The organism is Cetobacterium sp. 2G large (assembly GCF_014250655.1).
In the GTDB taxonomy this organism is placed as follows: domain Bacteria; phylum Fusobacteriota; class Fusobacteriia; order Fusobacteriales; family Fusobacteriaceae; genus Cetobacterium_A; species Cetobacterium_A somerae.
On sequence record NZ_JACHTH010000002.1, the window covers coordinates 128898 to 152236 of the forward strand.

A 23339-nucleotide genomic window follows, 5' to 3' on the forward strand; every position below is an offset into this window, starting at 1 on the left:
GAATGATAAAGGTTTTAGTTGTAGAGGATGAAAAAATAATAAGAGAGGGTTTGATAGAAAGTATTTCTTGGGATCTATTAAATTGTAAAATAGTTGGGCAGGGGAAAAATGGTAAAGAGGGACTGGATCTCATAAAAACTTTAAATCCTGACCTTGTGATAACAGATATAAAGATGCCGATACTAGATGGACTGGAAATGATTGAGCAGGCTATGGAAGAAGGCTTTCAATTTAAAGCTATAATTTTAAGTAGTTATAGTGAGTTTGAATATGCAAAAAAAGGGATTAAGCTTGGAGTTTTAGATTATATACTAAAACCTTTGGATGAAGATATTCTTTTGGAGACAATTGAAAAGTTTAAAAGTAATTTTTATAAAAGTGAAAGTGATTCCATAAGTAGATATCTGAGTGAGGAGTACAATATTTTTGTTAGAAAAACAGTTCAGATAATTTTAGATAGATATGTAACAAAGCTGAGTATAAAAGATATTGCTTTAGAGTTAGATGTAAGCGCAAGCTATTTAAGTAGAAAAATTAGGGAAGAGACAGATGAAACATTTTTAGATATTTTAAATAAACATAGAGTCTCTAAAAGTATTTTACTTTTAAAAGAGGAGAGATATAAACTTTATGAAATCTCAGAGATGGTTGGGTTTTCCGACTATAAACATTTTTGCACTGTATTTAAAAAATATTTTAATATACCCCCAGGGGATTTTTTAAGGAGGAGAGATGAATAAAAAGATTAAGGTTTTATCAGCGGTATTAGGATTTATTATGTTAACAGGATGTAGTTCAACAAGTAAGTATCCAAGTTCAAATGATCAGGAGAAGATTGCTCAACTGACACAAACAGGTATCCACTACTACTGGCATGGTGGAGATTTAAGTAAAGCTGAAAAGGAGTTTTTTAAGGGGATTACATTAAAGGGAAAATATGATGTAGTTGAAAATTCATTTGTAGAAGCTAGTGCTCTTAGCCCTTATAGAACTGATTTAAGATTTGGTATTGCATCAACTCAAATAATTCAGAAGAAAACACCAGAAGCTCTTCAAACATATAGAGATATTTTAGTTATGTATCCAGATAATTTTGAGGCAGGAATTCTTCTTGCAGGATATTCTAAACAGATGGGAGATATGAAAACATTTAATGAAACAATAGAGGTTTTAAAGAAGAATCATCCAGAAAAAACTCAAGAATATTTAGAGAAGTTTTCTATGGCTGATAATTTCTCAAAAGCAAAGTTAAATACAGAAGCTTTTAAAGTTAATGGGAATCATGCAATTGTAATTTTAGGATATGCTTTAGGTGAAGGTGGAGTAATGAAACCTACTTTAGTTGAAAGATTAAAAAAAGGATATGAATTACATAAGAAAAATCCCAAATCTCCAATAATTGTTTCTGGAGGAGTTCAAAAGGGTGGAGTAACAGAAGCTTTTTTAATGAGAAACTGGTTAGTTTCAAAAGGAGTTCCATCAAAGTTAATTTATATGGATGACTTAGCTAAAGATACTGTTGGAAATGCTATTTACTCAACTGAGATTTTAGCAACTTTGAAACCTGAAAAAGTAACTCTTATAAGTAGCGCAAGTCATATCAGAAGAGGTTTAAGTGTGTTCCAAGAGGCTGCTAATTTAAAGGGATTAAATGTTGAGTATTCAAATTTAGTTTACTTAGATTATCCATCTTTAGAGGAGGCACAGAAAGTTTCTGAAGCTGAAAAGTTAGTTATTTATAGAGATTTAATTAGAACATCTGGAATTTGGGCATACCCTGGAATTCAGCAATAATTAGATAAAAAAATGAGGGAAATATGTCCCTCATTTTATTTTACTATTACAAAAAAATAAAAGGAGCCTCTGGGGGGATAGAGGCTCCAACGTGGGGGGATTAAAATTATTTTATCTTTAACACTTTTTATGATATTTAGACCACAGGTTTTATAAAAAAGTTTTAAAAATTATAAATTTTTTTAAAACTTCAAAAGTGTTACCTTTTTATTTGTAGAATCAAGTTCAACTTGTCCTCCAATTGGAAGAGTTAACATAGGATGAGTATGGCAACAGTCAAATTCAGCTAGAAAAGGGAGTTTTGTATCTCCAAGAACCTCTAATAGAATTTCGTAAGGCTTCTTTCCACTGTTTTGGTCATTGAAAAGTTCGTGTTTACCTAAAATAATTCCACTAACTTTTTCAAAAACTTTATTAAGTTTTAAAAAAGAAAAACTTCGTTCTATATCAGCAGCAGTTTTTAAAGAGTCCTCAATAAAAAGAATATCTCCTTTCTTAATTTCAGGCATATATTCACTTCCCCAAATTCCATACATTGTATTTAAATTTCCACCTATTAATCGTCCTGAAACTTTTCCAGGAATAACAGTAACTAATCTGTTCTCGTAAGTAGTTTTAGGAGTATTTTGATCCTCCCAATTTATAAACTTATCAGTATATTTATCAGGAGTTTTGAATGTATAAGGTAGTTCTAATTCAGTCATTAAAATGTCTGAAAAGTATGAGTAAGTTTCCTCAACTAATGGTGGGAATTCTCCAAAACTTGCCACAAGAGCGGGACCATAAAAAGTTATAATACCTGTTTTGGCATATATACCCAATAGAATTGCAGTTACATCAGAGTATCCTATGAATATTTTTGGGTTTTTTTTAATTTCATCAAAATTTAGATAAGGCAGGATAGAGTTTGAATTACTTCCACCAATAGTTGACATGATACATTTAACTTTTTTATTTTCAATAAGAGTATTTAGTTCATTGGCTCTTTCAGCAATACTTCCAGATCTATAACCTTGACTTTTTTCAGAGAGATTTCCAGAAATTAATTCGAACCCTTTACTTTCTAAAAAAAATTGAGCTCTTTTATATCGTGTAGGTGCAAAAAAAGTGGCTGGAGCAGATGGGGAATAATATCCAATAATGTCTCCTTTTTTTAATTTAAACATATAGCCTCCTGTGTTCTATTTTTTATATATTTTAAAAACTCATTTCAAAACTTTTTCTTTTCTTTTTCTCTATTTCAAAATCAACTAAATAGTTACCTAAGATTTTTCCTCTTAAATTAATATAATTTGTTTTTAAAGATGCTTTAGTAAATCTATTAGATATATCTTTTTCAGAATCTAAATCTTTTTTTAATTTATTTGTCTCTTTAATAAAAAATTCGTTAAGTTCAGATTTCTCTCTAAACATATTGCTTTGTTTATAATATCTTTTGGTAATAGTTTCTCTTAAGTTATTAATTTTAGATATTTCTTCATAAAGCTTTTTATCACCAATTGATGTTTGGATCTCTTTAAACTCTTTTTCTAATTTCAAAAGAGCTTCATTAACACTTTTAAGTTCTCTATTTACTCTAGACAAAGATCCTAAATGCAATAACTTTTTAGATAATGTTAAATATGAATCTTTTTCTCTATTTAACTCAATTCTTTTATTATTTAAAACTTCATATTCTTTCATAGCTTTAAAGTATCTTCCCTTACTTAAACTGTTTAAAGCTAGTCGTTCTATATCTTCAAATTTCATATTTTTAAAATAATTATAAATCTCAGATGACTTCGAAGCTTTTAAATGCGATTTAAAGCGTTCTGACTCAACTTTAGATAAATAACACTCAAAATCTCTTTCATCAATCTTAATGAGCTTTTTACGGATTATAAGCACTATTATTTTTTTATCTAATAAAATAGATTCTTGTAACTCTTTTTCTTTTAGCAATTTTGACTCTATACTTTTTTCAATTCTAATCTTTTTATTTTTCATTTCAGGAGTGGAATAATCGCTTTTTATTTTTTCAATTTGAGATAAAATAACTTTATTTGACTCACTTAATCTCTCAATCTCTTTTTTAAAGAAATTTAGCTCCTTCTCACTACCAACTCTGTGATTATAATAAGCTGTATATTTTGTTAAGTTGGATTCATTGGAATCCAATTCTCTCTTTAACTTAGAATACTCACCTTTAGTCAGAATATTTAAACTTGTAGTTTCTAAGTTTTCCAACTGTCTTGGAATATTTTTTAAGATCTTTTCAGCTTTTTTTATTTCATAGTTGCTTTGATTAAATATATTAAACATAGTATTGAAACTATTTTTTAATTTTTCCTCTGCATAAACTTTAAATTCATTCTCTTGTATTGTTTCTTCAAATTGATCCAAATACTTTTCTAAATTAAGTTTATCATTGTTTAAATTTTTCAATAATAGATTTAAAGAATCTAATCTATTTTTCTCCATATTAAAACTGCTTAAAAGCTCATGTTCAACTTTTAAGATCTGCACATTTATTCCTTCTAACTTCTCATGAGTATCTAAAATATCTTGGTATTTACTATCACTAAAACTATTTAACTCTAAATCAATCTCTTTAATCGCATCTTTTTTCAAAGATTTCTCAGCTTCTAATCTTTCTAATTTTAGAATTTCATCTTTTAACTCTTTTATCTCTCTATTTAGCTTAAAAGATTCTAGCTTATGTTTATGGTCTTCACTTAATTTCTCTTCAGGTTTTTTTAATAAGGCTCCATTAATGTGAATAGGATTTCTGTCTAAAGATTCAGCCAAAAGATGATCTCCTTTTTCTAAAGCAATCTCTCTTTGTTTCTCTAAAGTTTCACATGAAACTCTCTCATTACTTTTTTCATTTTCTAAATACTTATTTTGTATATCTTCCCAAATTTTTCTTATCTCTAATAACTTTTCTACATTATTCCAACTTGTATTTTTCTTACAACCTCCACGTTCTGGAGATTTAGCATTTGATCTTTTAAAAAAAATATCTTTATTTCGCTCAATTCCATCAAGTTCTCTTGGAGAAAACATTATATGAGCGTGAGTATTTAAAATATCTTTTTTGTATGAACTTTCTTTACTGTGAATAGATACAGAATAGTGATATTTTCCCTCTAAAATAGTATCTATAAACTCATTTAAAAGTTCAATATTCTTCTCATGAGATAGTTCATTAGGAAGAGATATTCTAATCTCTTTATACACTGTGCCATTAATTCTTTCATTGTCATCAGCAGCTACCCAAAATTCTTTAGGAGATTTGCACCAATTAGGCAAATTGTGATTAGTGTATTTAATCTCATTTTCTTTATTAACGTATTTATTTTGTCCTAAAATATAGTCAATATGTGGCCCACCTTTTCCAACTCTACCATAAGATATATTCAAATGATAATTTGCCATGATTTCACCTCCTAAAAAAGTCGAAGACACCTGAAAGGTCAGAAAATATCTTCAAACACGCAGTTTCTAGCAATTTGCCAAGGCAAATGTTAGAAACTATTAAGCGTGCACTCTGGTGACTTCTGTTGAGTACTTATACAAAGCTGATGATCAATTTCTTTGTATTTTTCTTTATTTTTTATTCTTTCTACTTTTTTCAAAAAAATGAAGCTCCGAATGCTTTGAATAAAGAGCATAAAATTACTTAATTTTTTTAAGAAGGATTTAATCTTATGAAGAAGTACCATTACTTAACTGTTGTACTAACTGATTTTGGATATTTTTTCAAAGAATAATTTTTTAGAAAATTTTATTTTTGAAAATAGTTTTAACTCAGAAAATGCTCGGTTTATCTATGAGGATATTGTGATATTTTTAAGTGAATATGAGATTAATCTGTTACTGGTAATTTCTACTGTGAAAGTTGAAAAGAGTTTTAATCATAACGTACCATTAATAGAATGGAATAACTGTTACAGTGTAGCTTATGTATAAAAAAGATAAAATATCAAATAGATTTATTTAAGATTTTAACAAATGTTAAAGCAGGAGTTATATATTTTTTAAAGTATTTAAAGTTAATACTACTAATTCAAGTTTAGTCTTAGTAAGTCATAATATCAGGTGTAGTAATGGTCAAAAAGTATATGGTATAATAAAAAATAATAGACAAATTAAAAAAAATTATTTAAATATGTTATATAGGGAATACAAAATAAAAAAGGCAGGTAGATAATGTATAGAGTGTGTTTAATAGAAAAAGAGGAAGTTTTATTATTTAAAGAGATAGAAGACTATGAAAATACCTTTGTTTACATTAATGAATTAATAAAGCAATTAGGAGAAAATAGAAAAATTGTAGTTCATGAAAATAGAAATGAAAAATGGGAAAAATTTGGTGAATGGAAATTGGAATAATTTAAAAGACTTTTTAAAAAAAATTAACGTCTAAAAGTTATAATAATAGTTAGAGAGTAGAAAAAGATTTAAAGCAGTAAAAATAACCATCACACAGTTTCAAAGATGTTTTAATTTTTTTAAATAAAGAGAGAATATTTTAATTAATTTTAACAAATCATGAAGTTGTTTTTCTAACTATTATATGAGGTAATAGATTTAAAGTCAGTAAACTGTTTTACTATTAAGAGATTTAAAAAGTTTTTTAAGAAAATGATTGAAAGTTTTAAAATTATTCGAAGGTGATTTAGTAGTAAAGTAGAGGGATTTGTGATGGTTTCCCTCTACTTTTTTTATTTTGGATTTGAATCTATTAAAAAGAAAAAATCTTCAAGCATCTACATAGAGACTTTAAAATCAATATTGAAGAAATAATGGTAGATATTATCATAGAATATGCAGCATTAAATTCAGTGAAAACAAGAGTTTTAAAAGCTCTTGTTTTTTTTGTTTTTGGTCTTATTTTGTGATATCATATAAATGTACAGAAACTAAAATAGAGAAAGGGGAAACATATGAGGTTTTTTAAGAATGATATTGATGATTTAGTAGTAAAGAATTTTATTGAAAGAGTATGTATTGATTTTGAATTGGAACTAGAAAGAACACAAAGAGAGTTAGGTGAGAATCCTCTATGTTATAAGGAGAAAACAATGTCTTCTTTTTTATTTCCTGCTTTACAGAATAATTCGATTAGAACCCTTATGGAAGTTTATTATCAAAATGGTCATAGAAATTATTTAGATTTTTATTCTTTAGATAAAACTAGGAAATGTAGTTATTTAATTGAATTTAAGCATTGTTTTTGGGGGTATAAGCAAAAAGAATTTAATAAAACAGATTTGTCTAAATGGAATGAAGTAAAAGAACAAATAGAAAAATTAGAAAAAGAAATAGTCAATGAATATATAGATTCAAATAAAACTATTTACGGAATTTCTTTATATATGTTAACAGTAACTGTACCGAAAGAAGAAAATGATAATGAAAAAGTAGAAAAAAATATAATAGCAGAAATTAAAAAAGATATGCCTGATTGTGATTGGGGATGGGTATACGAATTACCTGAAGTTTTAAATTATACAGATAATGAAACAGATAGTGAAATAGATAAATATTCTCATGTTATTTTTATAGGAAAAGTTAAAAAATTAGATGAATAATAAAATAGAAATAATTTTAAAGGATATAACCACACTGAATGTAGACGCTATAATAAATTCAGCTAATAGTAGTTTAATGAGAGGATCTGGACTTTGTGGAGCAATATTTCGTAGTGCAGGGAAAGAGTTGGATGAAGAGTGCTCTAGATACTCTAAATTAAAAGTTGGAGAAGTAATTTTAACAGAGGGATATAATCTACCTTCAAAAAAAATAATACATACAGTAGCACCTAAATATTATTTAGAAGAAGATGATAGAGAAGAAAAATTAAAAAACTGTTATAAAAATATAATAAAAATTGCAGAACTAAATAATTTCAAATCAATTGCAATTCCTTGTATTGGAATGGGATTATATAAGTGGCCTCTTGAAATAGGAGCTAAAATAGCTGTAGATACTATTTTAGGCTTTATAAATACTACTAACATAGAGAAAATATATTTTGTGTGTGGAACGATTGAACAACAAGAAATTTATAATAAATATTTGGAGGAAAATAAATGAAGATAGATGAATTTAAAACCATATTAGAAGCAATAAAAAATATAGCAGAATTAGTAAAAACATTATGTCCAACTTTTGGGTTTATTCATAGAACTGAACCTATAAAATATGGTGAAGAATTAGGATTTCTAGTATGGGATTATGTTTTATATAATGAAATCACATTTATATCTATAGATAAAAAAATAGTTCAAAGGTTATTTAACTCAACTTCTGATAAAGAAACAGAAGAAGAATTTAATAAGCTAGTAAAACAATTTAAATTAATAGCTTAGAAAAAGGAGAAAATAAATGTTGGATTTAAAAACTTTAAAAGTTATAGGTATTCAAAAAAATAAGGATATATATCATATAGTGTACATGAAAAATGAATTAGGTAAACATGAAATGGAAGTATTAAAAAATGGAGCTATTTCTAAAATTAGTATAAAGCCGTTGTTAATAAATTATGCTAATTTTTTAGAGTATGATATAGATAGTTCAAAAACTACCTATCAAATATTTGATATTTTATATAAAAAAATTTATGATTAGAACAAAGGTACTTTGGTACCTTTTTTTTATTAAAGGGTTTAAGATACTAATAATTATCGTTCTTTGTTTTTAATATTTTTTTATGGTAAAATACACACATATAATGAAAAGATAAAAAGGGGGACAATTATGGCGGAACTACCGAGAGAAAAGGATTTTGAAAATGCCATTGAAAGTAGCTTAATTCAAGATGGGTATAGACAAGGTTTTAATGAAAATTACGATAAAGTTTTTGCAATAGATAAAAAATATCTTTTTGAATTTTTAGAAAATACGCAAAAAGATATGTTAGAAAGTTATAAAAAATCTAAAGGATCTAATTGGGAATATGAGCTTTTAAACAGATTACACTCAGAGTTAGAGAAAAAGGGAGTAATAGAAGTTCTAAGACATGGCTTAGAAGACATCTTAGTTGGAAAATTTAATTTTCTATATTCTAAACCAAATAGTCATCTAAATCCAAAAGCTTGGGAGATGTATGAAAAAAATATTTTCTCTGTTACTAGACAGTTGAAATATAGTACTAAAAATGAGAATTCATTGGATATGGTTTTATTTTTAAATGGAATTCCTATTGTAACTTTAGAGCTTAAAAATGAATACACTGGGCAAAATATATATAACGCAATGAAGCAGTATAGAGAAGATAGGGATCCAAAAGAATTACTATTTAGATTTAAACAAAGAGTTTTAGTTCACTTTGCACTTGATACAAGTGAAGTTTATATGGCGACAGAGTTAAAAGGAAAATCTACATATTTTTTACCGTTTAATAGAGGTAATAATGGTGGAAAAGGGAATCCAAATGTAGAAGATAACTTTAAAACTTTTTACTTATGGGAAAAGGTTTTAAGAAGAGAATCTTTAGCTGATATTATAAAAAGATTCTATTATGTCCAAGAGAAAGATAAAAAACAAATAGCTATTTTTCCTCGTTATCATCAATTGGATGTAGTTAGAAAAGTAGAGAAAGATCTATTAAAAAGAGGGGAAAACTATAACTACTTGATACAACATAGTGCAGGAAGTGGAAAGACTAACTCAATAGCTTGGCTTTCTCATAGATTAGCTAATCTTCATAATTCAGAAGATAAAAATGTTTTTGATAGTGTCATAGTAATAACAGATAGAAAAGTTTTAGATAAACAACTTCAAGATGCTATTTACCAATTGGAGCATAAGCATGGAGTTGTAGAAAAAATAGATGATAATAAAAACTCTAGTGATTTGGCAAAAGCTCTAGAAAATAACACTAAAATAATAATAACTACAATCCAAAAATTTCCATATGCATTAGATAAAATAGAAACAATGGGAAAAAGTAAAAACTTTGCCGTTATAATTGATGAAGCTCATTCAAGTACATCTGGAAAAAATATGAATGCTTTAAAAGATACTTTAGCTGGAAAAACATTAGAAGAAGCTAAATTAGAGGAAGGGTTAGACGATAGAACTCTAGAAGACGAAATTGTAGAGTTACTAAAAGGAAGAACTAAAAAAGATTCAGTTACTTTCTTTGCTTTTACAGCAACACCTAAACACAAAACTCTAGAGATATTTGGTAAAAAAGGTGAAGATAACAAGCCACATCCATTCCATGAATATACAATGAGACAAGCAATAGAAGAAGGATTTATTTTAGATGTATTAAAAAATTATACGACATATGATATATATTATAAAGTGGCTAAATCCATTAATGATAATCCTGAGTTTGAAGCATCAAAAGCTAGTAAAGAAATAAAAAGGTATGTAGGATTACATGAGTATGCAATACGACAAAAGATTGAAATTATTGTGGATGATTTTGTTAAAAATAGAAGTGGATGGTTAAATGGAAAAGCCAAAGGAATGATTGTAACATCTAGTAGATTACACGCAGTTAGATTTAAGCAAGAGATTGATAGATACATTGCAGAGAAAAATTATAACATTAAATCTCTTGTTGCCTTTTCAGGAACAGTAAACTATGATGACTTTGATTATACAGAGGAGTCTATGAACGAGGGATTAAAAGAGAAAGAACTCCCTACAAAGTTTGATACAGATAATTCTATGAAGCTTTTAATAGTGGCTGATAAATATCAAACAGGGTTTGACCAACCTAAGTTATGTGCAATGTATGTAGATAAAATTTTAAGTGGAGTAACAGCAGTTCAAACTTTATCGAGATTAAATAGAACTACTTCAGGAAAAGATGCTACATTTATATTGGATTTCTCTAATACTACAGAGGAAATTCAAGATTCTTTTAAACCATATTTTGAATCAACTCTAATAGATAAGAATACAGATCCAAATATGTTATTAGGTATATATGAAAAGCTTCATAAGTTTGGAGTTTTCTTAGATGGAGAGTTAGATAATTTTACTAGGATATATCTTAAAGCAAAAGCTAATGCTGATGTTGCAAGATTAAATGCTTTAACAGATTCAGGTGTAAAGAGATATTTAGAGTTAGATGAAGATGAAAGAGAAGACTTTAAGAAAACTAGTATAAAGTATATAAGATACTATAATTTCCTTTTACAAATATATGAGATTTTAAATCCCAACCTATATAAACTGGTAGTATATTTATCTGGACTTATAAAAAAACTACCTAAAGGTGAGATAGATGAGAAAATATGTTTAGATAGTTTACTAGAGCTAGATTCTTTTAAAATTAAGCAAATAGCTGGAGATGGTTCTAAAGGTGAAGATATATCTTTAGGAGTTAGTGAAGATAAACCTTTAGTTGGACCTACTGATGGTCCTGTTTCAAGAGCAAAAGAAAAGGAATTAGAAACTTTAGAAACTATTATTGAAAAAATAAATAAGGTTTTTGGATTAAATTTGACTGATAATGACAAACTTTTTTTAGACCAATTAGAGGGTGATTTTGTTCATAATGAACAACTTCAAATAAGAGCAAAAAATAATTCTAAAGATATTTTTATAGATAGCTTTGATAAAGATTTTATGAAGATGCTAGTTCAAAGGATGTCTAAAAATCAAGACTTCTTTACTAGAATTATAAAGGATAAAACTTTACAAAATTTTATTGTTAAAAATATAGCTGAAAACTTATATGAGAGTTTTACAAAATAATCAATTCCGCAGACAGTGTTTGCGGAATTTTTTAATACCACGAAGTCTTGTCAGAAATATCACAAAGTTTTTTAAATATACACTATCTCTATTTATATTTTATACTAGTTTATATTTAATAATTTAGGACCCTCATCTAGTTTAATAAAATCAAGGCAAAAATGAAAGATACCACGAAGTTTTGTCAAGAACACCACGACATTTTGTCAAAAAACAATACCACGAATTTTATTAAAAATTTCGTTGTATTTTAATCTGAAATAGAGTATATTTTAAGTATAGCTAATTATAAGGATAAAAAAGGAGAATATTTTGAGTGAAGATTTGAAATATGAAATGGTAGAATATTCAAAAGATGTAGCAACAAGCATAAATGAATTTTCAGCATACGAGTTAGATGTTTTTTTATGTTTGGTTTATGTTTCTAGAAGTATGTTAGATCATAGAAAAGTATCTGAAACAGAAAATTTAAAATTAGAACTTCCATCATCTATGGTAAAAAAATTTTTAACTGGAGCACATAACTCTAGAGTAAAAAAAGCTATAGAAAATATATTTGATACTAAAGTTTATTTAAAAGATGATAAGTACACAAAGGTGAGACATTTATTTGAAGGATTAGATTATAGTTCTGATTACAAAACTATAGATTTTGAATTAAAAAAAGAATACATTAAGCTGTTTTATAATCTATCTGGAAATTTTACGCAGCATAAGATTAAAGAGTTTACATCTTTAAAAAGTAGATATGCTAAAAGAATATATCAAATTATTATGAGTTATAAAAATTTGTATAAATGGGAATTTGATGCGATTGAATTTAGAAAAATTTTAGATATTCCAGATAGTTATGGATGGTCAGATATAGATGTAAAACTAATGAGAAAGATAAAGGTTGAACTTCAAAATAATACAAATATCTCGGATATCTCTTTGATTAAAGAGAAGAGTGGGAGAAACATAACTAAAGTGACTTTGAAATGGAAACTTTCTAATACAGAAGTTTTAGAAGAAATAGATTTTATTGAGGAGCTTGAAGAGGTTATAGAGGAAAATATTTTAGAAAGAAAGCAATTGAGTTCTGAGAGTGAAAAGTTATACGAGAACTACATGAAAATGAATGACGCTATAAAAAAAATAATATATGAAAAAGCTAAAAATTATTTTCTTGAAGAAATTGGAATACCTAAAGAAAATAAAACTATTGATAAAATATGGAAAAAAACAGAAAAATTATATGTAGTTAAAGTTATGAAAGGGGATATATAAAAATATAATTTTTTCTAACTGCGAAAAAAAACGTATAAACTGCGAAAGACAAAAAAAGATATTTCGTAGATTGAATATTTAAGAATACTAGGAGGAAAAAGTGAGAAACTTTAATGAGAAAATAAACTTAATATGGCAAATAGCAGAGAGCTTAAGAAACGTATATAAACCAGAAAAATATGGAGATGTAATTCTTCCTATGTGTGTTATCAGAAGATTTGATAGCATAGTGTCAAAAGACCATAGAGAAACGCTAGAGAAGTATAATGAGCTTAAAGAGATGGGATTAGATGAAGAGACATTAGAAGGATTATTGATAGCTCATTTAGATAGAAGCTATTACAATATTTCTAACTTTACTTTTGAGAGTTTAATAAATGATTCAGAAAATATTACAGCAAACTTTAAAGAATATATAAATGGTTTCTCTTCAAATGTAAAGGATATAATAAGTCATTTTGGATTTTTAGTAGAGATTGATAAGCTAGATAAACATAATGCTCTTTACAATATAGTAAAGGAATTTGAAAAAGTAGATTTTCATCCTGAAAGCGTAAGTAACCAAGAGATGGGATATATTTTTGAAGAGTTAATTAGAAGATTTAAAGAGAATGCAGAGGCAGGAGATCACTACACACCTAGAGAAGTTATTGAGCTATGTATGGAGATGTTATTCCAAGATATGGAAGAGTTTATAAAAACTCCAGGAAAGATAGTTAGTATTGCTGATTTTTGTGCTGGTACAGGTGGAATGTTATCAACAGCAGAAAAGAAAATTCATGACTTAAATCCAACAGCAACTATAAATCTTTATGGACAGGAATTAAATGATGAATCTTATGCTATATGTAAAGCTGATATGCTAATTAAAGGACAAGATCCAGAGAATATAGTTTTTGGTAATACATTAACAGAGGATGGACATGGTGGAAAGAATTATAGATTACTTATTTCAAATCCTCCATTTGGAGTTCAATGGAAAAATGAGGAGAAGTTTGTTAAAAATGAATTTGAAACTTTAGGTTTCAATGGTAGATTTGGTGCTGGAGTTCCAAGAGTTAGTGATGGTTCAATGCTATTTTTACTTAATATGATTAGCAAGATGTATAACGATGAGAATGGCTCTAGAATAGCTATAATCTTTAATGGTTCACCACTATTTACTGGAGATGCAGGAAGTGGAGAAAGTAACATAAGAAAATGGATAATAGAGAATGATTTATTAGAAGGATTAATTGCACTACCAACAGATATGTTCTATAACACTGGAATAGCAACATATATTTGGGTATTAAGTAATAGAAAAAGTGAAAAAAGAAAAGGAAAAATTCAATTAGTTAATGCAACTAGTTTTGGTAGTGCTATGAGAAAATCTTTAGGAAGTAAAAGAAAAGAGATTTCTAGAGATAGTATAAAAGAAATTAAAAAGATATATGCCGATTTCTCTGAAGGAGAGTTCTCGAAGATATTCGACAATGAAGATTTTGGATATAGAAAGGTAACTATTGAGAGACCTTTAAAGTTAAAGTTCTTAATAACACCAGAAGTTATTGGAGCTATAACAGAAGCACCATTTTACCAAAAGTTGGATGAAGCTCAGAAAGGTGAGTTAATATCTTTAATAGATTCATTTGATAAAGAAAAAGTGTATATGAGTAGAGATCTATTTTTAAAAGATTTAAACTCTAAAATTAAAGATGCAGGACTAACATTTATAAAGGCAGCACAAATTAAAAACCTAATTTCAATTATTGGTGTACAAGATGATGAAGCAGAAATTTGTAAGGATGCTAAAGGAAATATAGAAGCTGATAGTTCACTTAGAGATTCTGAATCTATCCCATTAAAAGAGGATGTAACTGAGTATTTCAATAGAGAGGTAGTTCCTCATGTTCCAGATGCTTGGATAGATGAAACAACTTTAGATAAGATAGGATATGAGATTCCATTTACAAGACATTTCTATAAATATGAAGAGCTTAGACCTTTTGCAGATATTATGAATGAGATAGAAGAGCTAGAAAAAGAGATAGCATCTGAGATTCATAATATTTTTAACTAGGAAGGTGAAAGAATGAAATATAGATATAGAGAACCACATGAAATGAAAGATAGTGGAGTAGAATGGCTTGGGATGATTCCTAAGGATTGGGAAGTTAAAAAAATAAAAAGATTAGTAAGAGAAGTGAAAGGTGGGGTTTGGGGTGAAGATGCAAGAAAAGATTCCAACGATGTTCCTTGTATTAGAATAACAAATTTTAATAGGACAAAAAATATTATAGATATAGAAGATCTAACTATTAGAAACTTAGATTATTTAAAACAAAAAGATTTTTTGCTTCAAAACGGAGATTTGTTAATAGAAAAATCTGGTGGCGGAGAACGTCAACCTGTTGGATTTACGTGTATATATAATAGTGATCTTAAAGCAATTTATGCTAATTTTATTGCAAGAGTCAGAGTTAAAAAAAATATATATAGTCCTTACATTAATTTTTTATTTTCAGTATTGTATTCAAAAAAAATTAATTTACGTGCTTTTAATCAGACTACTGGAATTCAAAATTTAAGTATTGATAAATATTTTGATGAAATTGTAATGATTCCCTTATTTAGTACTCAACAAAAAATAGCAGATTTCTTAGATAAAAAATGTGAAGAGTTTGATTCGGTAATAGCTAAAAAAGAAATGCTAATAAATAAGTTAGAAGAAGCTAAGAAAAGTCTTATAAGTGAAGTTGTAACTGGTAAGGTTAAAGTTATTGAAAAAGAGAATGGTGAATATGGGATTATAAGAAGAGAAGACCATGAGATGAAAGATAGCGGGGTAGAATGGCTTGGGATGATCCCTAAAGAATGGCAAGTTAGTAAAATGAAGAATAAATTAATAAAATTTACCGATGGAGCACATATTTCACCAGAAGTAGAGAACGGAGTTTATCCATTTTTATCTGTAAAAGATTTAAAAAATGGATTTTTAGATTTTAAAAACTGTTTAAAAACATCTATAGAGAGTTATAAATATTTAAAAAGAAATTCGTGTAAGCCAGAAAGAGGAGATCTTTTAATAAGTAAAGACGGAACAATAGGAAAGACTTGTCTTATAGATTTTGATAAGGAATTTGTAGTGGCATCGTCATTGGTTATTATAAAATCAAATAAGAATTTTAGTATTAAATTTTTAGATTATATTTTACAATCAGAAGCAAGTCAGAAACAAATATTTCAATACGTTAAAGGAGCAGCATTACCAAGAATTTCTTTAGAATTATTGAAAAATATTTATATTCCATTTATAAATCAGCAGGATGAACAAATAAAAATTAATAATCTATTAGACAAAAAATGTTCTCAATTTGATATAGCTATTGAAAAGCAAAAAGAAATTATTGAAAAATTAAAATCAGCAAAGCAATCTTTAATATCAGAAGTTGTAACAGGAAAGATAGAGGTGTTGTAGAATTAATGATTAGAAAAATTAGTAAAAGAAAAAAAGCTATAAATGAGCTTAAAGCTCTTCTAGAAAATGAAAAACTAATTTTAATCGTTCATTATTCTTGTGAAAGCTTTTATAATATTAAAGATGGACGAACTCCAAGAATAACGTCTATAGCTGTTAGGTTTTTTGAATCTAAGGATACTAAATCTTTTTCAATTCATAAAGTTGCAGAAAAAAAGAAAATTATTACTTCAAATATAGAAAGTGAATATGATAATCTTGAAAAAGAGATGCTTCAAGAATTTTTTCAATTTATAGAACAACATAAAAATTATTATTGGGTTCATTGGAATATGAGGGATATAAATTTTGGATTTGAAGCTATAAAACATAGATTTGAGGTTTTACAGAAAAAATGGAATCCGAAATATGAAATTCAAGATTCTAATAAATTTGATTTACCTTCAAAACTAATAGATATTTATGGACCCAAATACATTGATCATCCAAGATTAGAGAAGCTTTGTGAATTTAATGGAATAGGAACAAAAGATTTTTTAAAGGGAGAAAAAGAAGCAGAAGCTTTTGAAAGTAAAGATTATATAGCTTTACACAGATCAACTTTGAGAAAAGTAGATGTTATGAGTATAATTATAGAAAAATTAATAAATGGTGATTTAAAACAAAAAGCAACTTGGAAGGAAATCTATGGAATATCATTACAAGGAGTTTACCATTTAATAACTGAAGATGCTAAATATTTTATATTGTGGAATATATTCATTTTAATATTGGGTGGATTCATATCACATTATACAAGTAAATTTTTAAATTCATTTAACTAATCTTAATCATATTAAAACTAACTAAGAGAGTCCACTAGGACTCTCTTTTGTATTGTTTGACAGTGTATTAATTAGACTGTAGTATAGATGATATATAAAATATACCTTATTTCTACTATTTTTATTGCTTTTTCTATGTATCTATTGTATTTTAAATTATAAAGTAAATTTAATAATACATTAAAGGAGGTGACAAACCGTTACTTCAAGAATTAAAACATTATAAAGCAAAAAAAATAAAAATTATGCAAAATCAGATTTTGTAAAAAAGTAAAGATACAATCGACTTTATAGGAGTTTATTAAAAATTTTATAAGTATCTAGTAACGGAAATTTATGGGAAAGAAATTATGGATATTACCGCTGTTTTTTTTATTTTTTAGCTGTAGTGCAATAACTCATAGGATTGGGGAGTCAAATATAGAAAAGGGAATAGCAATTTATCAAAAGAGAGGATTGACAACAGACGGATTTAGAGAGTTAATAGATGGATTAGAACGTGCTCCTGACTCTTTAAAAGGGATAGAAAGTCTTAATTTTCAATATAGTCAATTGTTAGAACAGACTAATAGATTGTTAGAACAAAAAACTTATACGATAGCTGATTTAAATGCGTTAAAGTTATATTTATATGCTTCAGATAGATATATAACTTTAGAAAAAAAAGTTCCACAACTATCTTTAAATAGAAATGTTTTATATAATAATAAGATTAAGATTGCAAAAGTTTTTGAAGATTATGTATTAAATCAAAAGTTTGATGGGTTATCAAGACAGGTAAAATTAGAGAAAATTTTTTACTTTAAATCATTAATAACTCATATCCCTAATAGTAAAATTAGAGAAGTTATTACTAAATTAGAACAAGAAATATCAATTAATTTATATATAACAAGCAATAGTAATAATAGATATGTTCCAGTAGATATTCAAAATATATTGATTGGAGTAGCAGATAGATATAAAAATAAAGACTTAGGAAACTATATATATTTTAGAGGGTATAATTATTTTAATCAATCATATGCAAATAATGCATATTTAGTTGAACTATCATTTTACAGATTTGAAACCCCATTATTAGAAATAAGTGAAAGAAAACAAAATACAGGAAATAAAACAATAATATCTCAACAGAAAAAGTTGATTTTAACTGGAGAATACAAGATAATAAATCCAAAAACATATAAAGTTATAGAAGTTAAACCAATTAATGTAGAAAATAAATATACTTTAGAAATGATTAAAACAGACAATACTACAACTTTTTCTAACGAAAGAGAGATTTTGAAAAAAATTTTAGAAGAAAAATTTAGAGAACTAATGCTATATAATTTAAAAAATACAAAAAACTTTAATTAAAGTAAGGTAGAATATTTTCTACCTCACTTTTAATTAAATGAAGGAAATGGAATTAATTGTTGATAAATATTTATAGACCGACAATATTCAAAAATAATTAATAAATTGATGATAAAATTAGAAGATATAGTTTTTCATGGTGCTACTCTCATTATGATTTAAAGTTAATCTATAAAATTAACAGTATTTTCTTTATGTTTCGGAACAGGAATATTATCTAATTTAGAGTATCCTAAAGCTATTGCATGAATAGGCTTATATCCACTTGGTATTTCTAATTTTTCTACATATTTTTTAGATATTTCTGTTTCTTTTTTAAAAAGATAACTAACAAACTCAACCCAACAACTTCCTATACCAAAAGAAGTAGCAGCCAAAAGAATATTTTCTGTTGCAGCAGCGCAATCAACTTTTGGTTCATAGGCATTTTCCATATGAGATATTAAAATTATACTCGGAGCATTATAAAAAATATGAAACTTCTCATTAGTGGCATATCCTCTAATGTATTCTAAAGGATGATTCTTAGCAATTTCTTTAGTATCAAAGCTAATTTTATCTAATAGTTCTTTATTTGAAATAACTGTAAAATGCCAAGGTTGTTGATTCATTGCACTTGGAGCATATGTTCCTGCTTTTATAATTTCTTTGAGAATTGATTTATCAATTTTATCTTCTTTAAATATTCTACAGCTTCTTCTTTTTAAAATAGTATTTAATGTTTCGTTCATATTTTCCTCCTAATATATATAATATTTCTGTAAATTAAAGATATTTTAATTTACTCATGAAAAATATAATTCCTCTTGTTTTTTTCATTTATTAACTTGTAAAATATAACTTTCGTAACTTTTTACATTTTCATTCAGCTTCCTTTTCGATTAGGTTATCTCTTTTAAATAAGTTAAATTTACTAACTAAAATAAATTATAAAATAAAAGTTATCCTCTACGATTTTTATTTCATATTTCAAATTTAATAACTCCAAAATGTTTTTTACAATATATAGTCCTAATCCTGATCCTTCTATATCTTTTCCCACTGAACTTTCTCCTCTTTTAAATGGAGAAAAAAGATTTAAAGTCTCTTCATTTAAATTAGTGAAAGTTTTGTTTTTTAAAATAAGAGTTTTTTGGTTGAATTCTATATGGACACTTTCATTTTCTAAAGAATACTTCAAAGCATTTTGAATTAAATTTTCTACTACTATTTTAAAAAATTTATAATCAGTTTTTATAATCAAATGTTCGTCGCCTTTTACATTTACATCAATATTTTTTTCAAGTTCTAAAAGTTCATATTTGTATAAAACCTTTTGAATTAATCCTTTTAAATTAAAATCTTCATAATGTAAAAGATTTTTTGAGTACGTTATTTTTGAAAGAATCAATAAATTCTGTATTAGTTCATTCATCTCTTCACTCTCTTTAATCAAGAGATTGTATAGCTTTTTTCTCTCACTTTGAGTTAAGTCTCTATTTTCTCGTAAATTTTGTGAAATCATATTTATAGTTGAGACTGGTGTTTTTAATTCATGAGAAGCATTTCCTACAAAACTCTTTAAACTAGACATAGATTGATTTAATTCTGAGGACATCTTTTCAATGGAGTTTGCTAACTCTTCTATTTCATCTCCACTTTCTATATCTAATTTTTCTACAAATTCTAAGTCTGCTATTTTATGAGCAGCTATATTTAATTTTTCTAGATTTTTAGTAAGCTTCTCAGAAAAATATCCTCCTAATAATAAACTTATAAATATTGCTATAAACATGGATATTCCTTGTATTAAAAATGCCTCATATTTATAATTTTCCAATGCAACTAAAGGTAGGGTTAAAATTAAAGGTGTGTTATTTATAACAGTATAATAGACTAGGTGCCTCCCACCCATTTTAGTTTTTATAAGAGATGCTTCATTTAAATTTAATGTATTTTGCAAAAGAAAATTATTTCTTTTTCCGGTATTTTTTCCTCTATGATTGATATTCATATTTCCATAATTTATTTGAATCCCATCAGAGCTGATAGCTTCAATATAGCTATTTAATTCACTTTCATTATTTGCAAACTCCTCTATTTTTTTTGCAATTAAGGGTAGTTCAAGCTTTTTTCTATATATGTAAAAATGATCTAAAGATATTAAATTTAAAATTTGTACTATAGCTACGCTAATAAAAGCAAGGAAGATTGAGTATATCATAAGTTTTTTAAAAAAATTAAACTTTATCTTCATCATATGAGTACCCCATTCCACGAAGAGTCTTAATTCTTTCACTGAAATTCCCTAGTTTTTTTCTTAATCTTTTTATTATTGTGTCAACTGCTCTATCATCTCCTTCATAATCGAATCCCCAAATTTCATTTATCAGTTTCTCTCGACTTAAAACAAAACCTTTATTTTTAATAAAATACTCTAATATCTGACTTTCCTTGGGAGAAAGCTCTACCTTTTCCCCGTTTATTGTAAGTTCTAAAGTTCTGCTATCAAACCCCAATCCATTATGATAGTAACTACTTTTATCATCTATTTTTAAAATTCTTTTTATTCTAGCTAATAAGATTTTCAGATTAACTGGTTTTGTAATATAGTCATCAGCACCTAATTCCAAACCTTTTAATTCATCAAATTCACTATCTCGAGCAGTCATCATAATAACCGGGATATCAGAGTTGTATCTAATTTCATCACATATATCCCATCCATTTATATTAGGCAGATTTATATCCAAAAGTACAAGATCAGGAGTTTCATCATAAAACTTTTCAATAGCTTCTTTTCCGTCATGAACCATGATTATTTTGAAATTTTGATTTTTCAAAAAAAGATTTATAGAATTAGCTAAATTTAATTCATCCTCTACAATTAATATCTTTTTTATTTTTCTCGCCTCCTAGCATCTTTATGCTTAAAATCAAATTTATTCTAAATAAACTTTATCATATTTTTTATTGTATATATAGACATATTATAAAAAAGGCGTAGATTCTACGCCTTTTGATTTAATCTTAATTATTTTTTGCTCCTTGAGGTGAAGTTACATTATTTACAGAAGTATTATTAACTTGATTTTTAAACATTCTTCCTTGACCGTTTCCTCTTCCCCTTCCTTGAGTATTAAGGTTTTGATTTTGACCACCTTTACCTGATCCAACAAATTCTCCTTTATTTGCTCTCTCAGTAGTTCCAGTAACAACACATATTCCATTATTTGCTGCCATTCTTGTCACTCCATTTGGCTGTGCATTTCCTGCTAATTTTCCAGTTCCGCTTGCTGCAAAAGTTACAGCTCCTAATACTAAAGTTCCGATTATTAATAATTTTTTCATTGTTCTTCCTCCTTTAAAATTTCGTGTTATCTTTTGTATTCATATAGTAATATACTTTTGTGTTATGAATATGACAAATAAAAAAAGAGACATTCAAAATAATTGTCTCTTAATTTTAGTGAACTACCCCACCCTAAAGAGGGTGGGGCTTCTTGGGAAGTATCCAACTAATGTTAGATATATTTACCAAGCTCTATGGCTAGTTCCTAACCTGATATATGTTTAATAAGCTAGTAGAGTTCTACCAACTTCACGAATATTTATACTAGCATTTAGATCTCTATCCATAGTATGACCACATTCACAGTTATATACTCTTTCTCCTAAAGAAAGCCAGTCTTTTATATTACCACAACAAGAGCAAGTTTTTGAGCTAGGAAACCATTTATCTATTTTTATTACTTGTTTTCCTAAAATCATAGCCTTATATTGAAGCATAGTTGTGAACATTGCCCACCCGTTATCAGCGACAGATTTACCAAAGTTTAATGCTCCGCTCATACCTTTCATATTTAGGTCTTCAATGATAATCGCATTATACTTTGTAACTAATTCTTTTGATAACTTGTGGAGAAAGTCTTTTCTACTATTTTTGATAGATTGGTGTATTTTAGCAACTTTTAATTTAGCCTTATTCCAATTGCTTGAGAATTTAACTTTACGAGATAATTCTCTTTGAGCTTTAGCTAATTTAGTTTCTAATTTTCTGAAAAATCTAGGATAGTCAGCTCTTTGATTATCAGAGCTGACAAAAAGTTCTTTCATAGAAAAATCAAGCCCAACGATATTGTTGTCGCTAGGTACAGGAACTATAACCTTTTGAAATTCAGTAAGAATAGAAACATAAAAAGCCCCATTAGGTTCTTGGCTAATGGTAGCTGATTTAATTGTATAATTTTTAGGTATATCTCTATGAAATTTAGCTTTAACTAATCCTAATTTAGGGAGCCTTAAGAAAGTACTCTCTATTCTAATAGAGTTATTAACACTATTTGTAGAATAAGATTTTCTAGCAGTTTTTTTAGATTTGAATTTAGGAAAAGCTGTTCTTTTCTGAAAAAAATTAGTAAATGCAGTTTTTACATTCATTTGAGCATTAGCAAGAGATAAGCTATCAACTCCTTTCAAAAATGGAAATTCAGATTTAAGAGAAGCAGGAGTAATAATTTTATTTTTACCCTCTAATTCATAAATCTTTTTAGCTTTACCCAAAATCTTATTATATACAAACCTAACACAACCAAAAGTTTGTAAAATCAAATTTGTTTGAACTTCATTAGGATATATTCTAAATCTAAAAGCTAAGTTATATTTCTTCATAGTTTACACCTCCTCGTATATAATGCCCTTAGAGCATTACTTATTTTTAAAAATTTTTTATTGTACTTGTATCTTCAATCAGATAAAATCTAACTAGATCAGTTCAGGTTAGGTAAATAACTTATCCTCCTCATATTGGTTATCTCAACATTATAAAGGCTTTTACAATAAAAATCAATAAAAACAAAAAAGAAAGGCAATTCATCTCACCACCTAAAGAGATGGGAGAATTCTTGCCCAAACACTGTTAAAATTTTTAAATTTTTTTCAGTCAT

Annotated in this window: 21 protein-coding genes; 14 read left to right on the top strand and 7 right to left on the bottom strand. The window is 27.0% G+C overall.

Annotated features, from left to right (window positions below; translation table 11 throughout):
- Positions 1-2 precede the first annotated feature (2 nt).
- Positions 3-740 (top strand): response regulator, encoded by a 738-nt coding sequence (locus tag H5J23_RS01045; protein ID WP_185890483.1) that lies wholly within the window; start codon positions 3-5, stop codon positions 738-740.
- Positions 733-1794, top strand: coding sequence for an ElyC/SanA/YdcF family protein (locus H5J23_RS01050; protein WP_185890484.1), 1062 nt, complete (start codon positions 733-735; stop codon positions 1792-1794). The genes H5J23_RS01045 and H5J23_RS01050 overlap by 8 nt, the downstream gene beginning before the upstream one ends.
- A gap of 182 nt (positions 1795-1976) precedes the next feature.
- Here the strand turns inward: H5J23_RS01050 and H5J23_RS01055 are convergent, their stop codons facing one another.
- Positions 1977-2960, bottom strand: a complete 984-nt coding sequence (locus H5J23_RS01055; RefSeq protein ID WP_185890486.1) for a S66 peptidase family protein — start codon at positions 2958-2960, stop codon at positions 1977-1979.
- 31 nt (positions 2961-2991) lie between these two features.
- Positions 2992-5211, bottom strand: a complete 2220-nt coding sequence (locus tag H5J23_RS01060) for a MobA/MobL family protein (protein ID WP_185890488.1) — start codon at positions 5209-5211, stop codon at positions 2992-2994.
- Between the two features lie 405 nt (positions 5212-5616).
- Between H5J23_RS01060 and H5J23_RS14125 the strand changes: the two genes are divergently transcribed.
- The 12 genes from H5J23_RS14125 (at position 5617) to H5J23_RS01115 (ending at position 18414) form a co-directional block, all read left to right on the top strand.
- Positions 5617-5745 (top strand): hypothetical protein, encoded by a 129-nt coding sequence (locus tag H5J23_RS14125; RefSeq protein ID WP_255494322.1) that lies wholly within the window; start codon positions 5617-5619, stop codon positions 5743-5745.
- 240 nt (positions 5746-5985) lie between these two features.
- Complete coding sequence (locus H5J23_RS01065; RefSeq protein WP_185890489.1) at positions 5986-6168, top strand: hypothetical protein; 183 nt, start codon at positions 5986-5988, stop codon at positions 6166-6168.
- Between the two features lie 554 nt (positions 6169-6722).
- Entirely contained in the window at positions 6723-7370 is a 648-nt protein-coding gene (locus H5J23_RS01070; RefSeq protein WP_185890490.1) for a hypothetical protein, read from the top strand.
- Complete coding sequence (locus H5J23_RS01075; protein ID WP_185890491.1) at positions 7363-7875, top strand: macro domain-containing protein; 513 nt, start codon at positions 7363-7365, stop codon at positions 7873-7875. Before H5J23_RS01070 ends, H5J23_RS01075 begins: the two co-directional genes overlap by 8 nt.
- Positions 7872-8150 (top strand): hypothetical protein, encoded by a 279-nt coding sequence (locus tag H5J23_RS01080; protein ID WP_185890492.1) that lies wholly within the window; start codon positions 7872-7874, stop codon positions 8148-8150. The genes H5J23_RS01075 and H5J23_RS01080 overlap by 4 nt, the downstream gene beginning before the upstream one ends.
- 16 nt (positions 8151-8166) lie before the next feature.
- Positions 8167-8409 (top strand): hypothetical protein, encoded by a 243-nt coding sequence (locus tag H5J23_RS01085; protein WP_185890493.1) that lies wholly within the window; start codon positions 8167-8169, stop codon positions 8407-8409.
- 129 nt (positions 8410-8538) lie between these two features.
- Positions 8539-11499, top strand: a complete 2961-nt coding sequence (locus tag H5J23_RS01090; protein ID WP_185890495.1) for a type I restriction endonuclease subunit R — start codon at positions 8539-8541, stop codon at positions 11497-11499.
- Between the two features lie 312 nt (positions 11500-11811).
- Complete coding sequence (locus H5J23_RS01095) at positions 11812-12768, top strand: replication initiation protein (RefSeq protein WP_185890497.1); 957 nt, start codon at positions 11812-11814, stop codon at positions 12766-12768.
- Between the two features lie 100 nt (positions 12769-12868).
- The gene (locus tag H5J23_RS01100; RefSeq protein WP_185890498.1) at positions 12869-14830 is read left to right on the top strand and encodes a class I SAM-dependent DNA methyltransferase; all 1962 of its coding nucleotides are present in this window, start codon (positions 12869-12871) and stop codon (positions 14828-14830) included.
- 12 nt (positions 14831-14842) lie between these two features.
- On the top strand, positions 14843-16228 hold the full coding sequence (locus H5J23_RS01105) for a restriction endonuclease subunit S (RefSeq protein ID WP_185890500.1): 1386 nt from the start codon (positions 14843-14845) through the stop codon (positions 16226-16228).
- 5 nt (positions 16229-16233) lie between these two features.
- On the top strand, positions 16234-17052 hold the full coding sequence (locus H5J23_RS01110) for a 3'-5' exonuclease (RefSeq protein WP_185890502.1): 819 nt from the start codon (positions 16234-16236) through the stop codon (positions 17050-17052).
- Positions 17053-17388: 336 nt separating this feature from the next.
- Complete coding sequence (locus H5J23_RS01115; protein WP_185890503.1) at positions 17389-18414, top strand: hypothetical protein; 1026 nt, start codon at positions 17389-17391, stop codon at positions 18412-18414.
- Positions 18415-18578: 164 nt separating this feature from the next.
- Here the strand turns inward: H5J23_RS01115 and H5J23_RS01120 are convergent, their stop codons facing one another.
- The 5 genes from H5J23_RS01120 to H5J23_RS01140 form a co-directional block, all read right to left on the bottom strand.
- Entirely contained in the window at positions 18579-19145 is a 567-nt protein-coding gene (locus H5J23_RS01120) for a nitroreductase family protein (protein ID WP_185890505.1), read from the bottom strand.
- A gap of 182 nt (positions 19146-19327) precedes the next feature.
- The gene (locus H5J23_RS01125; RefSeq protein WP_185890506.1) at positions 19328-20653 is read right to left on the bottom strand and encodes a HAMP domain-containing sensor histidine kinase; all 1326 of its coding nucleotides are present in this window, start codon (positions 20651-20653) and stop codon (positions 19328-19330) included.
- Complete coding sequence (locus H5J23_RS14300; protein WP_370523804.1) at positions 20634-21296, bottom strand: response regulator transcription factor; 663 nt, start codon at positions 21294-21296, stop codon at positions 20634-20636. The genes H5J23_RS01125 and H5J23_RS14300 overlap by 20 nt, the downstream gene beginning before the upstream one ends.
- A gap of 127 nt (positions 21297-21423) precedes the next feature.
- Positions 21424-21744 carry a hypothetical protein gene (locus H5J23_RS01135; RefSeq protein ID WP_185890507.1) on the bottom strand — a complete coding sequence of 107 codons (321 nt, stop codon included), beginning with the start codon at positions 21742-21744 and terminating at the stop codon, positions 21424-21426.
- Positions 21745-21966: 222 nt separating this feature from the next.
- Complete coding sequence (locus tag H5J23_RS01140; protein WP_185890508.1) at positions 21967-23064, bottom strand: RNA-guided endonuclease TnpB family protein; 1098 nt, start codon at positions 23062-23064, stop codon at positions 21967-21969.
- Positions 23065-23339 lie beyond the last annotated feature (275 nt).